Source organism: Pseudomonas sp. NPDC087803, from assembly GCF_044742995.1.
GTDB lineage: Bacteria > Pseudomonadota > Gammaproteobacteria > Pseudomonadales > Pseudomonadaceae > Aquipseudomonas.
This window is the reverse complement of sequence record NZ_JBIUVO010000001.1, coordinates 342,058-362,518: the sequence shown is the minus strand read 5'-3', so window position 1 is coordinate 362,518 and position 20,461 is coordinate 342,058. Positions and strand designations below refer to the sequence as shown.

Annotated in this window: 14 protein-coding genes and 2 riboswitches; of the genes, 9 read left to right on the top strand and 5 right to left on the bottom strand. The window is 61.5% G+C overall.

Annotated features, from left to right (window positions below; all coding sequences use genetic code 11):
- Positions 1-1,745, bottom strand: a 1,745-nt coding sequence (locus tag ACIOUG_RS01540; RefSeq protein WP_401061961.1) for a homocysteine S-methyltransferase family protein, incomplete at its 3' end; no start/stop codon positions are given.
- Positions 1,746-1,901: 156 nt separating this feature from the next.
- Between ACIOUG_RS01540 and ACIOUG_RS01535 the strand changes: the two genes are divergently transcribed.
- From ACIOUG_RS01535 to nfuA, 3 genes are all read left to right on the top strand, one after another.
- Positions 1,902-4,193, top strand: a complete 2,292-nt coding sequence (locus tag ACIOUG_RS01535; RefSeq protein WP_401061960.1) for a fatty acid cis/trans isomerase — start codon at positions 1,902-1,904, stop codon at positions 4,191-4,193.
- 178 nt (positions 4,194-4,371) lie between these two features.
- On the top strand, positions 4,372-5,397 hold the full coding sequence (locus ACIOUG_RS01530) for an acyltransferase family protein (protein WP_401061958.1): 1,026 nt from the start codon (positions 4,372-4,374) through the stop codon (positions 5,395-5,397).
- Positions 5,398-5,454: 57 nt separating this feature from the next.
- Positions 5,455-6,039 (top strand): Fe-S biogenesis protein NfuA, encoded by a 585-nt coding sequence (gene nfuA / locus ACIOUG_RS01525; protein ID WP_003225494.1) that lies wholly within the window; start codon positions 5,455-5,457, stop codon positions 6,037-6,039.
- 191 nt (positions 6,040-6,230) lie between these two features.
- On the opposite strand, the gene cobM is transcribed toward nfuA, so the two are convergent.
- The 4 genes from cobM to ACIOUG_RS01505 all read right to left on the bottom strand — a co-directional run bounded on the left by cobM (position 6,231) and on the right by ACIOUG_RS01505 (position 8,376).
- Entirely contained in the window at positions 6,231-6,977 is a 747-nt protein-coding gene (cobM, locus tag ACIOUG_RS01520) for a precorrin-4 C(11)-methyltransferase (RefSeq protein WP_401061956.1), read from the bottom strand.
- A gap of 81 nt (positions 6,978-7,058) precedes the next feature.
- Positions 7,059-7,472: a cobalamin biosynthesis protein gene (locus tag ACIOUG_RS01515; protein WP_401061954.1), complete on the bottom strand. Its 414-nt coding sequence runs from the start codon at positions 7,470-7,472 to the stop codon at positions 7,059-7,061.
- Complete coding sequence (locus ACIOUG_RS01510) at positions 7,469-8,167, bottom strand: CbtA family protein (RefSeq protein ID WP_401061952.1); 699 nt, start codon at positions 8,165-8,167, stop codon at positions 7,469-7,471. Before ACIOUG_RS01510 ends, ACIOUG_RS01515 begins: the two co-directional genes overlap by 4 nt.
- An 11-nt stretch (positions 8,168-8,178) precedes the next feature.
- Positions 8,179-8,376 (bottom strand): CbtB domain-containing protein, encoded by a 198-nt coding sequence (locus ACIOUG_RS01505; protein WP_003225486.1) that lies wholly within the window; start codon positions 8,374-8,376, stop codon positions 8,179-8,181.
- A gap of 120 nt (positions 8,377-8,496) precedes the next feature.
- Positions 8,497-8,719, bottom strand: a riboswitch (cobalamin riboswitch).
- Positions 8,720-9,572: 853 nt separating this feature from the next.
- A riboswitch (cobalamin riboswitch) is annotated at positions 9,573-9,786 on the top strand.
- A gap of 97 nt (positions 9,787-9,883) precedes the next feature.
- On the opposite strand from ACIOUG_RS01505, the gene cobW reads away from it, so the two are divergent.
- From cobW to ACIOUG_RS01475, 6 genes are all read left to right on the top strand, one after another.
- Positions 9,884-10,954, top strand: coding sequence for a cobalamin biosynthesis protein CobW (gene cobW, locus ACIOUG_RS01500; protein ID WP_103485159.1), 1,071 nt, complete (start codon positions 9,884-9,886; stop codon positions 10,952-10,954).
- A 3-nt stretch (positions 10,955-10,957) separates the two neighbouring features.
- Entirely contained in the window at positions 10,958-14,806 is a 3,849-nt protein-coding gene (gene cobN, locus ACIOUG_RS01495; protein WP_401061950.1) for a cobaltochelatase subunit CobN, read from the top strand.
- 143 nt (positions 14,807-14,949) lie between these two features.
- The gene (locus ACIOUG_RS01490; protein ID WP_401061948.1) at positions 14,950-15,948 is read left to right on the top strand and encodes an ATP-binding protein; all 999 of its coding nucleotides are present in this window, start codon (positions 14,950-14,952) and stop codon (positions 15,946-15,948) included.
- Positions 15,876-16,607: a VWA domain-containing protein gene (locus ACIOUG_RS01485; RefSeq protein ID WP_401061946.1), complete on the top strand. Its 732-nt coding sequence runs from the start codon at positions 15,876-15,878 to the stop codon at positions 16,605-16,607. Before ACIOUG_RS01490 ends, ACIOUG_RS01485 begins: the two co-directional genes overlap by 73 nt.
- 219 nt (positions 16,608-16,826) lie before the next feature.
- On the top strand, positions 16,827-18,473 hold the full coding sequence (locus ACIOUG_RS01480; protein ID WP_401061944.1) for a phospholipase D-like domain-containing protein: 1,647 nt from the start codon (positions 16,827-16,829) through the stop codon (positions 18,471-18,473).
- Positions 18,474-18,887: 414 nt separating this feature from the next.
- Positions 18,888-20,447, top strand: coding sequence for a transporter associated domain-containing protein (locus ACIOUG_RS01475; RefSeq protein WP_401061942.1), 1,560 nt, complete (start codon positions 18,888-18,890; stop codon positions 20,445-20,447).
- Positions 20,448-20,461 lie beyond the last annotated feature (14 nt).

The following is a 20,461-nucleotide window of genomic DNA, read 5'->3' as shown; positions in this document are numbered from 1 at the left end:
ATCGCCTCGCGCACCGGGTTGTTGCCACGGAACGAGAACGACACGTTGGACACGCCACCGGAACTCAGCGCATACGGCAGCTCGTCGCGGATGTAGGCGCAGGCGTTGATGAAGTCCACGGCGTAGTTGTTGTGTTCTTCGATACCAGTGGCCACGGCGAAGATGTTCGGGTCGAAGATGATGTCTTCCGGCGGGAAGCCGACTTCGTTGACCAGAATGTCGTAGGAGCGTTTGCAGATTTCTTTCTTGCGCGCTTCGGTGTCGGCCTGGCCGGCTTCGTCGAACGCCATCACCACCACCGCCGCGCCGTAGCGTTTGCACAGTTTGGCGTGATGGATGAACTGCTCGACGCCTTCTTTCATGCTGATCGAGTTGACGATGCCCTTGCCCTGAATGCACTTGAGGCCGGCTTCGATCACTTCCCATTTCGAGGAGTCGATCATGATCGGTACGCGGGAGATGTCCGGTTCACCGGCGATCAGATTGAGGAAGGTCACCATGGCCTTCTTCGAATCGAGCATGCCTTCGTCCATGTTGATGTCGATCACCTGCGCGCCGGCCTCGACCTGCTGCAGGGCGACTTCCAGGGCTTCGGTGTAGTTGTCTTCACGGATCAGACGGGCGAACTTGGCGGAACCGGTGATGTTGGTGCGCTCGCCGACGTTGACGAACAACGAGCTGCGATCAATGGTGAACGGCTCCAGACCGGACAGGCGGCAGGCCTTGGGGATATCCGGAATCTGCCGCGGTGCGTAACCGGCCACGGCTTTGGCGATGGCTTCGATGTGGCCCGGGGTGGTGCCGCAGCAACCGCCGACGATATTGAGGAAGCCGCTCTGGGCGAATTCTTCGATGACCTTGGCGGTGTCCACCGGCAGTTCGTCGTACTCGCCGAATTCGTTCGGCAGACCGGCGTTCGGGTGCGCCGAAACGTGGGTGCTGGCCTTGTTCGACAGCTCTTCCAGGTACGGACGCAGCTCACTGGCGCCGAGGGCGCAGTTGAGGCCGACCGAAATTGGCTTGGCGTGGGCCACCGAGTTCCAGAACGCTTCGGTAGTCTGGCCCGACAGGGTACGACCGGACGCATCGGTGATGGTCCCGGAAATCATGATCGGCAGTTCGATGTGCAGCTCTTCGAACACCCCTTGCACGGCGAAGATCGCGGCTTTGGCGTTGAGTGTGTCGAAAATGGTTTCGATCAGGATCAGATCGGCCCCGCCCTCGATCAGGCCTTTGGTGGCCTCGGTGTAGTTTTCCACCAGTTCGTCGAAGGTGACGTTGCGGTAACCGGGATTGTTCACGTCAGGCGACAGCGAGCAGGTACGGCTGGTAGGGCCGAGCACGCCGGCGACGAAGCGTGGCTTGTCCGGGTTCTCGGCGGTCTTGGCGTCGGCCACCTTGCGCGCCAGGCGTGCGCCTTCTACGTTTAATTCGTACGCCAGCTCTTCCATGCCGTAGTCGGCCATGGAAATGCGCGTGGCGTTGAAGGTGTTGGTTTCCAGAATGTCGGCACCGGCATCCAGATAGGCCTTTTCGATACCGCCGATCACGTCCGGACGGGTGATCACCAACAGGTCGTTGTTGCCCTTGACGTCACTCGGCCAGTCAGCGAAGCGTTTGCCGCGATAATCCTGCTCTTCGAGCTTGTAGCTCTGGATCATCGTGCCCATGCCGCCGTCGAGAATCAGGATGCGCTCTTTGAGGGCTTGCTTGAGAGCTTGAAGGCGGACGCTGCGATCGGACATTGGGACTACTCGAAAAGACCATGACGAAGGGCCGGGATCATAACAAACCTGTGCGGTTTTGGAGCGTTTGGTGGTTTTGCATGAATATCGCTCATGTTGGTACGAGCGTCATACTGTAGAATCGCGGGCGTTTTTTTCAGGATCGGGATTACCGGCATGTCGTACCGCGTCATCAGCATTTTCATGCTGTTCTTAAGCTGGGGCGCCGTTGCGCAGGAACCCGCGATCTCACCGATTTCATATACCCGAGACATCCAGCCGATCTTTACCGAGAAATGCGTGGCCTGCCATGCCTGCTACGACTCTGCCTGCCAGCTCAATCTGGGCAGTGGCGAAGGTGCAGGGCGGGGCGCGAGCAAGATGCCGGTCTACGACGGCGAACGCAGTCAGGCGGCGCCGACCACCCGGCTGTTCTACGACGCCTTCGGCAAACGCGCCTGGCAGCAGAAAGGCTTCTATTCGGTACTGGATGCCCAAGGCAGCCAAGCCGCGCTGATGGCGCGCATGCTCGAGCTGGGGCACAAGACCCCGCTGACACCCAATGCCAAACTGCCGCAAGACATCGTCCTCGGCCTGCAACGGGAAAACATGTGCGCGATGCCTGCCGAGTTTGACGGTTACGCCGGCGCCCACCCTCAGGAAGGCATGCCGCTGGCGGTGACCGGCCTGACCGATCAGCAATACCAGACCCTGCAACGCTGGCTGGCGTCCGGTGCGCCGATCGACGAGCAAGGCCTGGCGCCAAGTGCCAAGGAGGCGCTGCAAATCGTTCAGTGGGAAAACCTGCTCAATCAGCCGGGGGCGCGGGAAAGTCTGGTCGGGCGCTGGTTGTTCGAACACTGGTTCCTGGCGCACATCTACTTCAAGGATGGCGAGCCGGGGCACTACTTTCAGTGGGTACGTTCGCGCACGCCGAGCGGCCAGCCGATCGACCTGATCGCCACCCGTCGCCCGAATGACGATCCGGGCACCCAGGTTTACTACCGCCTGTGGCCGGTGCAAGGGGTGATCGTGCACAAGACCCACATCACCTATCCGCTGAGCGCGGCGAAGATGGCGCGGGTCAAGAGCCTGTTCTACAGCGGCAACTGGCAGGTCACTGCGTTGCCGGGTTACGGGCCGCAGAGCCGGGCCAATCCGTTCGCCACGTTCGAGGCGATTCCGGCGCAGGCGCGTTACCAGTTCATGCTCGATAACGCCGAATACTTTGTGCGCACCTTTATTCGCGGTCCGGTGTGCCGTGGGCAGATTGCGACCGATGTGATCCGCGACAACTTCTGGGCGCTGTTCCAGGCGCCGGAACACGATTTGTACATCACCGACCCGATCTATCGCGGCCAGGCCACGCCACTGCTGGCGATGCCGGGGCAGAACGACGACGTCGGCAGCGTGCTGAGCCTGTGGCACAACTACCGCAACAAGCGTAACGAATACGAAGCGCTGCGCCGCGACAGCTACGCCGAACTGCCGGCGCCGAGCTGGTCGAGCCTGTGGGCCGGCAACGATAACGCGCTGCTGAGCATCTTCCGCCACTTCGACAGCGCCTCGGTGACCAAGGGCCTGATCGGTGAGGTGCCGCAGACCATGTGGCTGTTCGACTACCCATTGCTGGAACGCACCTATTACCAGTTGGCGGTCAACTTCGACGTGTTCGGCAACGTCTCCCATCAGGCGCAGACCCGCCTGTATTTCGACCTGATCCGCAACGGCGCCGAGCAGAACTTTCTGCGTCTGATGCCGGCCGATTCCCGCGAGGACTATCTCGACGATTGGTACCAGAGCAGCGGCCAGTTCAAGATGTGGCTCGACTATGAGGCCATCGACGACGACAAGCCGACCGCGCTGAAGCTCGACGAGAAAGACCCGAAATACGACTTCGCCATGCAGTTGCTGGCGCGTTACGGTGATCTCAATGCGCGGCCCGATCCGATCAATCGCTGCGAAGGCGCCTATTGCTCGCGGCCGAATATCGACCCGGCCCTGCAGAATGCCGAACAGGCGCTCAGTCGCCTGACGTCGCGCCCGGCCGCCGGCCTGAAGGTGATCGACCAGTTACCGGAAGCGAGCATGCTGCGCATCGAAACCCGCAGCGGCAAGCGCGAGGTTTACAGCCTGCTGCGCAACCGTGCGCACAGCAACGTGGCATTCCTGTTGGGTGAATCGCTGCGCTATCAACCGGGGCTGGACACCTTGACCGTCTATCCGGGTGTGCTCAGCAGTTATCCGAATTTCATCTTTAACATTCCGGCCGAGCAGGTGCCGGAGTTTGTCGATGCCATGGAGAACGCCAAGGATGCCGAGCGCTTCGAGAAAATCGTCGAGCGCTGGGGAATTCGCCGCAGTCATCCGCAATTCTGGTTCTATTTCCATGATCTGAGCCAGTACCTGCACGAGACCGACCCGGTGGAAGAGGGCGTACTGGACATGAACCGCTACGAGAATCTTTGATCGTTTGAGAGGGGGCTGCTGTCCCAATTCTTAGCAACACCGCAAAACCCCTGTAGGAGCTGTCGAGTGCAACGAGGCTGCGATCTTTTGATCTTTTAACCAGAAGATCAAAAGATCGCAGCGTGCCGCAGCTCCTACAGGAGGTAGGTGTTCCAGGAATTGTGGACAGGAACCGATCATGTTGATTTCAGTGCAGGCCCTGCGGGCGTTTGCCGCGTGGGCGGTGGTCTGCCACCACTTCATGCAGATTTTCTTTGACTTCAAGGCGCGCGGCCCGGTCGGGCAGTTCTTCATTGATAAGGGCGCAGTCGGCGTCGATGTGTTTTTTGTCATCAGCGGCCTGGTGATCTTTCTGTCCACCGAAGACAAGGTCCTGCGGCCCGGACAGTTCCTGTTGTATCGCCTGTCGCGCATTGTCCCGGCGTACTGGTTGTACACGTTGCTGATGGCGTTGCTGGTGGTGTTCGCCCGGCCGCTGTTACCTGATCAGACGGTGGATTGGGCGCATTTCCTGCTGTCATTGTTGTTCATTCCGGCACAGAACCCCGGCGGCTACGGGATTTATCCGACGCTGAATGTCGGCTGGACGCTCAATTACGAAATGCTCTTTTATGTGCTGTTTGCCTGCGCGCTGATGTTTCGCTGGCAGGTGCGCTTGCTGGTGGTCGCCGCGTTGCTGTTTTCTGTGTGCCAGGCGTTTGGCTGGATCAATGAGTTTTACCGTGCGGATATTGTTTACGAGTTTCTGCTGGGGATCGGCATCGGCATGCTCTATCGTCGGGGCTGGATCGGCGCCGGCTTGTGGCTGCCGCTGTTGGCGATTGGCGGCGCGTTGTCGGCGATCTATCACTTGGCGCCGGCACCGCGGTTGTTGAACTGGGGTGTGCCGAGCGCGGTGCTGGTGATGTCGTGCATGGCGCTGGAGCGTTATGTCGAGCGCAACCACCTGCTCAAGCTGCTGGGCGATTGTTCTTATTCGGTGTACCTGATGCATGTGCTGGTGCTGTCGATTGGCGGTTTTATCAGCCAGCGCTACGGGATCAATCCGTATCTGATGTTCATCGGCTGCGCTCTGGCCATCGGCGTGGGTTCGTGGTTGAGCTACGAATGGGTGGAAAAACGCAGCTATCAGTGGCTTAAAGCGCGGATTGATCGCGAGCCGGTTTGCGCGCCTGTCGAGAATCTTTCCCGACAAAAATACTAGGACTTTGTCCGGCGCAACGATTGGCGTAAACTGCGCCCAAGCCTGCGAGGAGTTTCCATGACCGCTATTACCATTACCGACGCCGCCCACGATTACCTGGCTGATCTGCTCTCCAAGCAGAACACCCCGGGCATCGGCATCCGCGTCTTCATCACCCAGCCTGGCACCCAGTACGCCGAAACCTGCATTGCCTACTGCAAGCCGGGCGAAGAAAAACCTGAAGACACGGCGCTGGGGCTGAAAAGCTTCACTGCCTACATCGACTCGTTCAGCGAAGCGTTCCTCGACGATGCCGTCGTCGACTACGCCACCGACCGCATGGGCGGCCAGCTGACCATCAAGGCGCCAAACGCCAAAGTACCGATGGTCAACGCCGACAGCCCGGTCAACGAGCGCATCAACTATTACCTGCAAACCGAAATCAACCCGGGGCTGGCCAGCCACGGCGGTCAGGTCAGCCTGATCGATGTGGTTGAAGACGGCATCGCCGTGCTGCAGTTCGGCGGCGGCTGCCAAGGCTGCGGCCAGGCCGACGTGACCCTGAAGGAAGGCATCGAGCGCACCTTGCTGGAGCGCATTCCAGAGCTCAAAGGTGTGCGCGACGTGACCGACCACACGCAGAAAGAAAACGCCTACTACTGAGTAAGGTGTTCACTGCGAACATGAAAAACGGCGCCCCGTGAGCGCCGTTTTTTTATGCCCGTACTTTGTGGTGAGGGGATTTATCCCCGATGAACTGCGCAGCAGTTCCATTTTTTTGGGCTGCTTCGCACCCCATCGGGGATAAATCCCCTCACCACAGGTTTTGTACCCAGCCACAAAAGTCATCTGACTCAGGGTCTGTAGAGATGCGCATGCCCCGCGCGATACAGCGACGATTCGCTGAACACCTCACTCCCCAACACTCGTCCCACCAGAATCAACGCCGTGCGCCGAAACCCCTTGGCCTCGACCTTTGCGGCTATATCCTCCAGTGTCCCCACCACCCAATCCTGATCCGGCCAAGTCGCCCGGTGAATCACTGCAATCGGGCAATCCGCGCCGTAATGCGGCAGCAGTTGCGCGATGATCTTCTGCAGATGGTTAACCCCCAGGTGAATCGCCATGGTTGCGCCGTGCTGCGCCAGACTGCTCAACTCCTCACCCGCCGGCATTGCGGTCTTGTCCGCGTAGCGGGTCAGGATCACGCTCTGCGACACGTCCGGCAGCGTCAGCTCGGCGCCGAGCAAGGCTGCACAGGCGGCGGTGGCGGTGACGCCGGGAATGATCTCGAACGGAATCTGCAACTCGCGCAGATAACGAATCTGCTCGCCAATCGCGCCATACAGGCTTGGATCTCCCGAATGCACCCGCGCCACATCCTGGCCTTTGGCATGGGCGGATTTGATCAGTTCAATGATCTGTTCCAGGTGCAATTCGGCGCTGTTGACCACGCTCTCTGCCTGATGCCCCTCCAGCACGGCGGCCGGTACCAGCGAGCCTGCGTAGATGATCACCGGGCAACTGCGGATCAGCCGCTGGCCTTTGACGGTGATCAATTCCGGGTCGCCGGGGCCGGCGCCGATGAAGTAGACGGTCATGAAGAAATCCTGTGAAAAACGGGGCAGGGCAACGCTTCAGATGAAGATTGCTCATGATCAAACAGGGGGATTATCGGGATTTTACGCAGCGCCGGCCAATGCCAAGGTTGCCTGAGCGTATTTCTGCCGGGAAATCAGCAGCTTTGCCGGTGCCTGAATCAAATGCTCGGCAAGAGCCAGGGCGGCACTTTCCGCCACGCCGTAGCAACCGGTGCGTTCGTAGGCGATCTGCGAATGGTGGCTGAGCCGCTGCTGGTAACTGGCCAATTCGTCGCTGCTGAAATACAACAGCGGCAACGCCAGTTGGCTGGCCAGTTCCTGCAGGCCGGGTTCATCGCGTTTAAGATCGATGCTGGCCAAGGCCTTGACCGCTGCAAGTTCTATACGATGCGCCTGCAACGCCTGGTCGAGTAACGCGCGCAGCGTGCTGGCCGGGCAACCGCGCTGGCAGCCCAGGCCGACCACGAAGGTCGGCGCTGCGCGGTCATCGGTCATGCGTGGTACTGACCTTCGCTTTTGCGGCGGAAAAACCAGGCGCTGATCAGGCCCAGGGCCAGCCAGAACGCCACGTTGGTCAACTGCGAAGCGATTTTGAATTGAGCTTCCAGCGCTTCCGGGGCGAGCATCGAATGCACTTCCGGTTGCGGCGCGCCGATCACGTGCGGCACGGCCAGGATTGCCACGCCCAGCAGCTTCATCAGCCAGTGACGGCTGAACACGATCAGGGCCAGGCCGACAGCGGTGGAGGCGGCGGTGCCGATCCACCACGTTTGCCGCGAAGCCAGATCGGCGGCAGCGGTGCCCGGCAGTTCAGGCGGCAGACCGAGGGTTGGCGCGAGGACGAAGGTCGCGTAACCGGCTAGGCCCCAGAGCAGACCCTGCGAGGTTTTGGTCGGTGCACGCAGGGTGTACAGGCCGGCGAGCATCAGGGCGAAACCGACCGCCACCACCAGATTGCCGCCGGTGGTCGAGACCACACGCTGCCAGCCGTCTTCCGGCTCCCAGGCTTCGGCATCGTGGGTGTGCGCAGCCGCGCCGGCTGCATGTTCATGAACCGCCACCGGTTCGGATTTTTCGAAGGTTTCAGCCTGCAGAATCAGCGGCGAGACCCAGAAACTCTGCAGCAGAGTCAGCAGCAGGGCGGCCAGCAGGCCGGTGAAACCTGCGGTTTGCGCAATACGCTTGATCATGTCGGCAGGTCTCAGTGGCACGGGAACGCGGCGCTGTGGCGAGTATCGTGAGCGGCGTTGTGCACCGCTTCGATGTGCGAGAAGCCGGCGAAGTACACCAGGCTGGCGCCGAGGATCGACGCGAAGATCGCGGCGGTCAGGCGTTGGCTCAACGTGGCGGTGCTGGAGATTTTGTCGGTGTTGCTACCGGTGCTGCTGATGATCGACATGGCGCTTCCCTCTGGAGTGTCAGCGGGTGTTTCGAGCGCATGAAGACCCCTGCGAGTCGGGCACGCAGAGGTTCGAACAGCGCCCGCCCACCGCGGGTTTGTTATGTTCAGCGACGCAAATGCGCACTGTGTGTTGCGGGCCGGTCTCCGGGCTCACGAGGGGTTGGCGTCTGGCCGACCTGCAAGCGTCACCTTCCCATGCCGTACTGGCACAGTGGATCTGACGCTTCGCTCGCTTACCGTTGCGGGGGCAGCACCGGACTGACATGGCTTTGAGTAAAGCACATGATTCACCGGTTTCCCGTTTCACCCTGTGAAGGGCACCCGTAACAAGGTGTGTAGGAGAGCATGGGTTGGGGATTTGAGTCAATTGAGTGGGGTGGGTATATCCGTTGCTGCGGTAACGGCCACTTAGGGTTCCGCCCTTACGGCGGGTCACTTTTGGCAAACGCCCCAAAAGTAACCAAAAGGTCTATGCCCTGACGTTCGGCCCTCGCCTAGGCTCGGGTTCCTTCGCTGCGGGATTCATCCGTGGGGCAGCGCCTACGGTTTGCTTCGCTGCACCTCCTCTCGCTGTGTTTGGCTGCGCCAAACGGTCGCTACGCTCCCACCCCCGGATAAATCCCTCCACTCAGCCTGCCGACGGGCCCTCAGATCAAAAGCGGTACTCGAGCTAACGCTCATTGTGTTGAGTGGTGAAAAGCGGATGCGGTCTGCTGTGATTTTTGTTGGAGCTGGCTTGCCAGCGATGACGGCCTGACAGCCGACCAATCTCTCACTGAATGCACCCAGTCCCATGTAGGAGCTGCCGAAGGCTGCGATCTTTTGATCTGCTTTGGCTTTGGCTTTGGCTTTGGCTTTGGCTTTGGATCTTGATCTTCAGCCCCTTCGGCAGGCCGAGCGTAGGTGTTCATCCGGGGGTTAGGCGCGCAGCGCCATGCGGCGAAGCCGCATACATCGAGAGGAGGTGCAGCGAAGCAAACCGGAGGCGATGCCCCCGGATGGACACCGTAGCGAGGGAACACTGAGCCTCAGCGAAGTGCCGTACGCCGGGGCAAAGCCTTTTGGGTTACCTTTTCGGCGTTTGGAAAAGGTGACTCGCTGTAAGAGCGAAACCGCCAGCGGCAACACCCGAAGGAACGGATATGCCCCCAATCCAAAAATCCACCAACCATTGACCGGTCACCACCCGATGCGTAGCCTTGCGCTTTCGAGGTTCTTCGGCCCACGCCGAAGCTAAGAAGGGAACGCGGTCAAAGCCGCGGCTGCCCCCGCAACTGTGAACGGTGAAGTTCGTTGCCACGCCACTGCCAGCTCAATCGACTGAGCCCGCGGGAAGGCGCAACGAATGCCCGGCCCAAGGCCTGAACACCGTCAGCCAGGAGACCTGCCTCGTCACAGATTTCTCACTACAACCGGGCGGGGTGATCCGGTGGCGAATTCTTCCGCGCGCATGCTCGCAGCGGATCTCGTCCCGTATGCCCGCCACCTTGCCAAAGGGCATCCGATGAAAACACTGGCCAAACTCCCCGTCACCATCGTCACCGGTTTCCTCGGCTCGGGCAAAACCACCTTGCTGCGACACATGCTCGACAACGCTCAGGGCCGCCGCATCGCGGTGATCGTCAACGAGTTTGGCGAACTGGGCATCGACGGTGAAATCCTCAAGCAATGCACCATCGGCTGCACCGAAGAAGAAGCCACCGGCCGCGTCTACGAACTGGCCAACGGCTGCCTGTGCTGCACGGTGCAGGAAGAGTTCTTCCCAGTGATGCGCGAACTGGTTGCGCGTCGCGGCGACCTCGACCACATCCTGATCGAGACGTCCGGTCTGGCCCTGCCAAAACCGCTGGTACAAGCCTTCCAGTGGCCGGAAATTCGCAGCGCCTGCACGGTTGACGCGGTGATCACCGTGGTCGACAGCCCGGCGGTGGCCGCCGGCACTTTCGCCGCGTTCCCGGATCAGGTCGACGCCCAGCGCAAACTCGATCCGAACCTCGATCACGAATCGCCGCTGCACGAACTGTTCGCCGACCAACTGGCCAGCGCCGACCTGGTGATCCTCAACAAGGCCGACCAGACCAGCGCGGAAGATCTGGCTCGCGTTCGCGCTGAAGTCGCCGAAGAACTGCCGCCCGCCGTAAAAATCATCGAAGCCAGCAACGGTCGCCTGCCGCTGGACGTGTTGATCGGCCTCGGCGCCGGTTCCGAAGAACACATCGACAGTCGCCACAGCCATCACGATCACCACCACGACGGTGATGACGATCACGACGACCACGATCACGACGCCTTCGATTCGATCTCCATCGAGCTGCCGCAAGCCGACGAAAGCCTGCTGCTCGACGCGCTGACGCAATTGGTGGTCAAGCACGGCATCCTGCGCGTCAAAGGTTTCGCGGCGATTCCGAACAAGCCGATGCGCCTGTTGATCCAAGGTGTGGGCACGCGTTTCGACAAGCACTTCGACCGCCAGTGGGGCGCTGACGAAGCGCGCGTCACCCGTCTGGTGCTGATCGGTCAGGAACTCGACGCCGCGCAGCTCGAAGCGCAGCTGCGCGCCGCGCTCAGCGTTTAAACCATGCACCTGCTCAGGACCCAGCCCGGCGGTTTCGTGTCGGATGACAACATCGCCGACCTTGGACAAACCCCCGCCGAGCTGGTGATCCTATGCAGCGGCGACTCCAGCCTGGCGCTGCTCGCCGAAGCGGCGCAGCAACTGCCCGAGGATTACCCGAGCCTGCGTCTGGCCAATCCGATGCAGGTGCAGAATCACGCCTCGGTCGATCTGTATGTCGATGAGGTGCTGCGTCACGCCAAAGTGATCCTGATCTCGCTGCACGGCGGCATCGCTTATTGGCGCTATGGCGTCGAGCGTCTGGTGGAGTTGTCCGAGCGCGGCGTGCAGGTGATTCTAGTGCCGGGGGATGATCGTCCCGACCCGGAACTCAGCGACCTGAGCACCGTGCCCGCCGAAGATCGTGACCGTCTCTGGCAGTTCCTGCGTCAGGGCGGCATGGGCAATGCGCTGGACTTCTTCCACTGTCTGGCCAACCGCTGGCTGGCGCGGGATTACGCCTGGGGCGAGCCGCAAGCGCTGCCGCGTACGGCGATTTACCACCCACAGAAAAACACCGCCGCACTGAGCGACTGGCAAGCCGATTGGCAGCCGGATCGCCCGGTGACGGCGGTGTTGTTTTATCGCTCGCATTTGCAAGCGGCGAACACCGCGTTCATCGATGTGTTCTGCCAGCGCTTGCAGGCGGCGGGGCTCAATCCGTTGCCAATTGCGGTCGCCAGCCTGAAAGAACCCGGCTGCCTCAGTGTGGTCGAGGACTGGCTGGATGAGGTCGAGGCGGCGGTGATTCTCAACACCACCGGGTTCGCGCAATCCAGCCCGGAAGCCCCGCACCTGCGGCCGTTCCGGCGCAATATTCCGGTGATCCAGGCGATTTGCGCTCAGGACAACGAACCGGGCTGGCGCGACAGCGAGCAGGGTCTGGGGCCACGGGATCTGGCGATGCACATCGCCTTGCCGGAACTCGACGGGCGCATCATCAGCCGGCCGATCAGCTTCAAGGACTTGGCCTGGCGCAGCGAGCGCAGCCAGTCCGACGTGGTCTGCTACCGGGCGCAACCCGAGCGCATGGATTTTGTCGCCGAACTGGCGCGGCGCTGGAGTGATCTGGCGCGGCTGCCGAACGCGGAAAAACGTATCGCGTTGATCCTCGCCAACTACCCGACCCGCGATGGTCGGATTGGCAATGGCGTCGGTCTCGACACGCCGGCGGCGGCGTTGAATATCCTGCGCGCGTTGCAGGCTGAGGGCTTTCCGTTGACGGCGGAGTTGCCGGACAGCGGCACCGCGTTGATCCAGCAATTGCTCGGCGGCGTCAGCAATGACCTCGACAGCATCGACCTGCGTCCGTGCCAGCAAAGCCTGGCGATGGACGCTTACTTGACGATGTTCAACGCGCTGCCCGCCGCCAATCAAGCGGCGGTGGTCGAGCGCTGGGGGCCGCCGCAAAATGATCCGATGTGCCGCGACGGACGAATGATGATCGCCGGTCTGCGTTTTGGCCTGACCTTCGTCGGCATTCAACCAGCGCGCGGTTATCAGGTCGATCCGAGCGCGGTGTACCACGACCCGGATCTGGTGCCACCCCACGGCTATCTGGCGTTCTATTTCTGGCTGCGCAACACCTATGGCGCGCACGCAGTAATCCACGTCGGCAAGCACGGCAACCTCGAATGGCTGCCGGGCAAGGGCGTGGGGCTTTCGGAGAATTGCTGGCCGGACGCGCTGCTCGGACCACTGCCGAACATCTATCCGTTTATCGTCAACGACCCGGGCGAGGGCGCGCAGGCCAAACGGCGCACGCAAGCAGTGATCATCGACCACCTGATGCCGCCACTGACCCGTGCCGAAACCTACGGCCCATTGCGCAATCTGGAGCTGCTGGCCGACGAATATTACGAGGCGCAACTGCTCGATCCGCGTCGTGCGCGGGAGTTGCAACGCGACATTCTGCAACTGGTGCGCGAGACGCAGATCGACCGCGAACTGCAACTCGACGCGGGCATGGACAGCGACGCCGACGCCGCGATCTGGCTGCCGCGTCTGGACACCTATCTGTGTGACCTGAAGGAATCGCAGATCCGCGATGGCCTGCACATTTTCGGCGAGTCGCCCTCCGGACGGTTGCGCATCGACACGTTGCTGGCGTTGCTGCGCATCCCGCGTGGCGACGGCAAAGGCGCGCAATCGAGTTTGCTGCGGGCGTTGGCCAAGGCGTTTGAATTGGGCTTTGATCCGCTGGATTGTGCACTTGCCGATCCGTGGAACGGCCCGCGTCCGCCGGAGCTGCAAAGCGTCAGCGACGAGATCTGGCGCACCGCCGGCGACACCCGCGAACGCCTCGAACTGTTCGCCACCCAACTGATCTCCCAAACAGTGCACGCCCCTTGTAGGAGTGAGCCTGCTCGCGATAGCGGTGTGTCATTCAACACTGAATTGCCTGACCTGACGCCATCGCGAGCAGGCTCACTCCTACAGGAACCGAGGGGGGCTGAAGTGAGCGTGATCCTGGAAAACCTGCGCGAAATCGTCGCCCCACGCCTCGACGCCTGCGGCCCCGCCGAAATGCGCGGCCTGCTCGACGCCCTCAACGGTCGCTTCGTCCCCGCCGGCCCAAGCGGCGCACCCAGCCGTGGCCGTCTCGACGTGCTGCCCACCGGGCGCAACTTCTACTCGGTGGACGTGCGCAACCTCCCGACCACTACAGCGTGGCGCATCGGCTTCCAGTCCGCCACGCTGATTCTCGAGCGGCACTTGCAGGATCACGGCGATCACCTGCGTCAGCTCGGCCTGTCGGTGTGGGGCACTGCGACCATGCGCACCGGCGGTGACGACATCGCCCAGGCCATGGCGCTGATGGGTGTGCGTCCGGTGTGGGCCACCGGCAGTCAGCGCGTCGATGATTTCGAGATTCTGCCGCTGAGCCTGCTCGACCGGCCACGGGTCGATGTCACGCTGCGGGTCTCGGGTTTCTTCCGCGATGCCTTTGCCAATTTGATTCGCCTGTTCGACGCGGCCGTGCAAGCGGTGGCGGCACTGGACGAACCGGATGACCTCAATCCGCTGGCGGCGAAAGTGCGGTCCGAGCGCGAGGCGCTGCTGCAATCGGGGCTGGATGCCGACGCCGCGCGGCGTCAGGCTGGCTGGCGAATCTTCGGTGCCAAACCCGGTGCGTATGGCGCGGGTGTACAGGGCGCGATCGACGGTCGCCTGTGGCAAACCCGCGAGGATCTGGCCGAGGTTTACCTGAACTGGGGTGCCTACGCCTATGGCGGCTCTGACGAAGGCACCGCCGCTCGCGAGCAGTTCGTGCAGCGCCTGAGCCAGGTGCAAGCAGTGCTACAGAACCAGGACAATCGCGAGCACGACTTGCTCGATTCCAACGACTATTACCAGTTTCAGGGCGGTATGCTCGCGGCGGTGGAAACCCTGCGTGGCGAAGCGGCGGCGAGTTATCACGGCGATCACAGCCAGCCGGATCTGCCGAAAATCCGCACCCTGAAAGAAGAATTGAACCGGGTGATCCGCTCGCGGGCGGCCAATCCGAAATGGATCGACGGGGTCAAGCGGCACGGCTATAAAGGCGCGTTCGAACTGGCGGCGACGGTTGATAACCTGTTCGCTTTCGACGCCACCACGCAGCTGATTGACGATCATCAGTACGCGTTGCTGGCCGACGCCTATTTGCTCGATCCGGCGACCCGGGATTTTGTTCGCGAACACAATCCGCATGCGCTGCGCGACATGACCGAGCGCATGCTGGAAGCGCAGCAGCGCGGGATGTGGCAGGAACCCGGGGTCTACAAAGAGGCCCTGGAAAACCTGCTGCTGGATATAGAAGAAGACACCTGACACACCACGATACCTTGTAGGAGTGAGCCTGCTCGCGATAGCGGTGTATCAGCAAACCTATTTGTCGCTGACCCACCGCTATCGCGAGCAGGCTCACTCCTACATTGAAATGCATTCACTCCGACCATGACCGAGTATTGAAGATGACCGACACCCCGCATTTCCCGCTCTCCGCCGTGGTCGGCGCCGATGACCTGAAACTGGCGCTGTACCTCACCGCCATCGACCCGAAAATCGGCGGCGTGCTGATCGAAGGTCCGCGCGGCATGGCCAAGTCGACCCTGGCCCGTGGTCTCGCCGATCTGCTGGCGAGCGGGCAGTTCGTCACGCTGCCGCTGGGTGCCACCGAAGAGCGTCTGGTCGGCACCCTCGATCTCGACGCTGCGCTGAGTGAAGGTCGTGCGCAGTTTTCTCCCGGTGTTTTGGCCAAGGCTGATGGCGGCGTGCTGTACGTCGACGAAGTGAACCTGCTGCCCGATCATCTGGTGGATTTGCTGCTTGATGTGGCGGCCAGCGGCACCAACCTGATCGAACGTGACGGCATCTCCCATCGGCATTCGGCGCGGTTCGTCTTGATCGGCACGATGAACCCGGAAGAGGGCGAATTGCGGCCGCAACTGCTCGACCGCTTCGGCCTGAACGTCGCCCTCAGCGGCCACACCGCGCCGACCGAACGCGGGCAGATTATCCGCCGCCGGCTGGATTTCGACAGCGACCCGCAGGCGTTCTGCGCGCAGTGGGAAGCACAGCAGCAAGCCCTGCGCGAACGCTGCGAACAGGCGCGCGCTGCCTTGGCGACTATTGCCTTGGATGATGTGGCATTGGCGCTGATAACCGAGCGTTGCTTTGCGGCAGGTGTTGATGGCTTGCGCGCCGATCTGGTCTGGCTGCGTGCGGCCCGTGCGCATGCGGCATGGCGCGGCGCTGAAGCGATTGCCGAGCAGGATATCGACGCGGTAGCGGAATTCGCCCTGCGTCATCGCCGTAAAGAGTCCTCTTCTTCCAGTCCGCAACCACCCGCGCAAACCTCGGCCAATACCCAAATCGACCCGAGCGAAGGACAGGGGCAGTGGGGCGACATGCCCGCTCCGGCACTGGCCACCGGTGCCCGCCGCGAAGTGCCGAGCTGGCCAAAAAAGTAACCGGCATTCGTCCCCGATCCGACGCGGGGGCGAATGCCAGACCCCGCGCCGGACGCCTCGATCATGGACGCCAGGGCAAGCGCCACGCCGCGCGCAGCGGCCTGGTGAACTGGTCGGGGACGCTGCTCAACGGTCGACCGCAGACCCGTGAAGATCTGCAGTTCCAGTTGCGTACGCGTTCCCCCCATGAACTGTGGCTGGTGATCGTCGATGCCTCGGCGTCAACGCGTCGGCATCAGGCGCTGAGTGATGCCAAAGGTCTGCTCGCGCAATTGTTCGATGACGCTTATCGGCAGCGAGCGCGGCTGGCCTTGCTGACCGCCAGCGGCAGCGCACCGAAATGGCAGGTGCAAGGCTTGAAGGCCTCGAGTGGCTTGCGCACCTGGCTGGAGGCGTTGGGCGCGGGGGGTGGCACGCCGTTGGTGGCGGCGTTGGCGCAGGCGCAGCAATGGCTGGTGCAGCGGCAAAAGCGTTTTCCGGCCGAGCAGCAGCGCTTGCTGGTGGTCACGGATGGGCGTTTGAAAGCCTTGCCGGCGATACCGGCGCTGGAGTGTCCGGGATTGTTGATCGACATTGAGCGCGGGCCCATCCGCTTGGCACGGGCGCGGGAATTGGCGGCGGCGTTGAATGCGGAGTATCGGCACATTGATGATCTGTGATGCCTGAGCAGGCCTCTTCGCGAGCAGGCTCGCTCCCACAAGGAATATGAACGCTGCTTTGCCTGTGGGAGCAGGCTTGCTCCCACAAGGAATATGAACGCTGCTTCACCTGTGGGAGCGGGCTTGCTCGCGAAGAGGTCACCTCGGTTCCAACCGATATCATCAAAACTTGCAGCGCTGCTCTATGCTCACCCCCAGCCCAATCACAAGGAGTGAATCATGCGGGTACTGGTCGCCAATCCTCAGGACGATTTTCGCGTCAAAGCCTACGCCGGCACCAACGGCGTGTTACTTGCCATGGATCTGGCCGAACCCCGGCGCAAAGGCCTGCTCGGCTTTGCCATCGAGAAGCAGCAGGGCGACAAGCCGTGGCTGTTCCTGTTCAACAGCCTGACGTTTCCCGGCAAGGCCCACACCTTTCCCCAGTACCACGCCACGCCCAGCGATAAGGCACCGTTGCAGAAATTTCGCTGGGCCGATTACGCGGTCAATCCGGGCACGACGATGCACTATCGCGTGCACTTGGCCTACGGCACGGCGGACGCGCCGCAGCTGGGCGAATCGCTGGAACTGAGCATCACCAGTGACGACGGCCATCCGGTCAACCAGAGCGTGATTTTCAATCGCGCCGTGGCCGCCAGTCAGGCGTTCCAGCGCAAGTTTCCCGACCTCGACGCGCAGATCAGCGCCAACAAGAACCTGCCCATCGAAGCCTGGCCCGACCCGGCGCGGCTGTGGCTCGAGAATGGATTGCTGGAGCGTTTGCTCGGCTTTATCGAACGCGCCAAGGACGCGCAGTGGGCGCTGGACATCGCGATCTACGAGTACCAGTTGCAGGCGATCATTGACGCGGTGAATGCGGCGTTCGAACGCGGGGTTCAGGTGCGCGTGCTGTATCACGCCCAGCCTGATGATCCGGATACGACCCTGAATGAAGCGAACCTTGCCAGGTTACCGGCGGCAAACAAGCGCGGCCGGGTCACCCATAACATCTTCCACGACAAATTCATGGTTCTCAGCCGCGTCGATGGCGGTGGTCAGCGGCAACCGCAGGCGGTGCTGTGCGGCAGCACCAATTTCACCGCCAACGGCGTTTATCGCCAGGCCAACGTGGTGCATACGCTCGACGACGTGACGATTGCCACGCGCTACTTGCAAACCTTCGAAGAGGTCTGGGCCAACCCCGCCGACGTCGCTGCGACGCGCAGCTGGATCACCGAGCATAATCCGATGGACCCGACGCAGCCGCTGTTCGCCGGATTCTCGCCCCGCAGCGGTGGCGGCGATTTGCATGAGTTTGTCGAGATCATCGAGGCAGCAAAAAAGGATGTGTTGTTCGTTACGGCGTTCAGTTTGCCGGACGCAATCCTCAACGCGCTGCTCGGCAAACCGCATGACGACATCCTGCGTTACGGCCTGCAAAACACCGCGAGCAGCATTACTGGGTTTCACGCCGACCGTACCGCCGAGTTCGCCGCCACAGCTTTGCTCAATACTGGGCTGGAAGGCTGGCTGAAAGAAAACATGAAAGGCCAGAAGGGTAACCTGTTGGTGCACACCAAGGCCGTGGTCACCGACTTCACCACAGACGCGCCAACCATCATCAGCGGCAGCCACAACCTCAGCACTTCGGCCAGCAACGGTAACGACGAGAACTACCTGATCATCCGAGGCGATACCGATCTGGCCGATCGTTATGGCCTGGAATTGCTGCGCTTCTATGAGCATTACCGCTTTCGCTATTTCGCGAAGAAGCTGGAGCTGAAACAGGTGAGTCCGCTGGCGGTGGATGACAGCTGGACCAATGATTACTACGTGGAAGGGGATTTGCGGCAGTTGTCGCGGTTGCGCTTTGCCGGACGATGATGTGGCGTGTTTGATGACCCCTTCGCGAGCAAGCCCGCTCCCACATTGGCCCCTCTTTGAACTCAGAACTTGCGTCCGACGAATAACCCCTGTGGGAGCGGGCTTGCTCGCGAAAGGGCCAACAGGAAAAACACATTTCTTGTGCTCTTACAGATTTTGAAATGATTTGCCGCTGTAGAAAATGTGCCTTGAGCCTGTACGCTCCAAGGCCATTTTTCATTCAGGACTTGCATGAACACCCTCTTGGAGCCTCCCAGTCGTACGTTCTCCACGCGCCATGGCGCGGTCTTGACGCACTCGCAGCATCCGGTTTTCCGACTCCCGACTATCGTTGTCAACGCGGCTTCAGAGCCTTCGCGTTGCGCCTTGCCGTGTCCGGCAGCCTGAATTCACTGAAGAGAGATCGAGACATTTATGGAATGGTTAGCGGATCCGACGGCCTGGTTAGGCTTGTTGACTCTGATCGTGCTGGAACTGGTGCTGGGTATCGACAACCTGGTGTTTATCGCGATCCTGGCGGACAAACTGCCGCCGCATCAGCGCGATCGCGCGCGGATCATCGGCCTGTCGCTGGCGCTGATCATGCGTCTGGGCCTGTTGGCGAGTATTTCCTGGCTGGTCACCCTCACGCAGCCGTTGTTCGAGGTGTTCGACAAGAGCTTCTCCGGCCGTGACCTGATCATGCTGTTCGGTGGTGTATTCCTGTTGTTCAAGGCCACCATGGAGCTGCACGAACGACTCGAAGGCCACGTCGGCCAGCGTTCGACCAATGCCGCTTACGCGCTGTTCTGGCCGATCGTCGCGCAGATCGTCGTGCTGGACGCGGTGTTCTCGCTGGACGCGGTCATCACCGCAGTCGGCATGGTTGATGAACTGGCGGTGATGATGATCGCGGTGATCATTTCCATCGGTCTGATGATCGTCGCCAGCAAACCGCTGACCCGCTTCGTCAATGCGCACCCGACGGTGATCATGCTGTGTCTGGGCTTCCTGATGATGATCGGTTTCGCCCTGACGGCCGAAGGCCTGGGCTTCCACATCCCGAAAGGCTATCTCTACGCGGCGATTGGTTTCTCGATCCTGATCGAAGTGTTCAACCAGATCGCCCGGGCCCGACGCAAACGCTCGATGCAAGGCCTGCGCCCCATACGTGAACGCACGGCCCACGCGGTGATGCGCCTGCTGGGCGGGCGCAAGCTGGAGGTGGAGGAGGTCGGCGAGGAAATCTCCGACCTGCTGGATGACAGCGAAGCCCCAGGTATGGAGCTGTTCGACCGCCGCGAGCGAGTGATGATCAGTGGCGTGCTGCAACTGGCCGAGCGGCCGATCCGGAACCTGATGACCGTGCGTGCCGACGTCGACACCATCGATCTGGCCGACGACGCCGAGACGATTCGCACAAAACTGATGCACTCGTCGTATTCGCGTCTGCCGCTGATTCGCGACGGCGCGGTGGATGAGCCACTGGGCTTCGTGCACAAGAAGGAACTGCTCAAGGAATACCTGGCTGGTGTCGAACCGAACCTGGAACACCTGGCGCGCAAGACCATCAACCTGCTCGACAGCTATTCGATCCTCAATGCGCTGGAGCAGATGCGCGCGGCTTCGACTCACATCGCCTTCGTGGTCAACGAATTCGGTGACTTCGTCGGCGTGTTGACCATGACCGATATCCTCGAGTCGATTGCCGGCGAATTGCCCGATGCCAGCGAAATCGAAGGCCCGGACGTGATCGAGGAGCAGGGTGGGTTCATCGTCAATGGTGCGTTGAACCTGACTCGTGTTCGCCAACGTACCGGGTTCGGTGCGCAGCCAACAGAGGATTACCAAACGCTGGCCGGGCTGGTGATGAGCCTGCTGGATCGCTTGCCGATGAAGGGGGATCGCCTGCAGTACGAAGGTTGGCAGATGACCGTGGTGGCCGTGGAAGAGCGGCGGGTGACGCGGGTGTTGTTGGTGCGTGAAACCGAGTAATCCTTGGGCGCTCC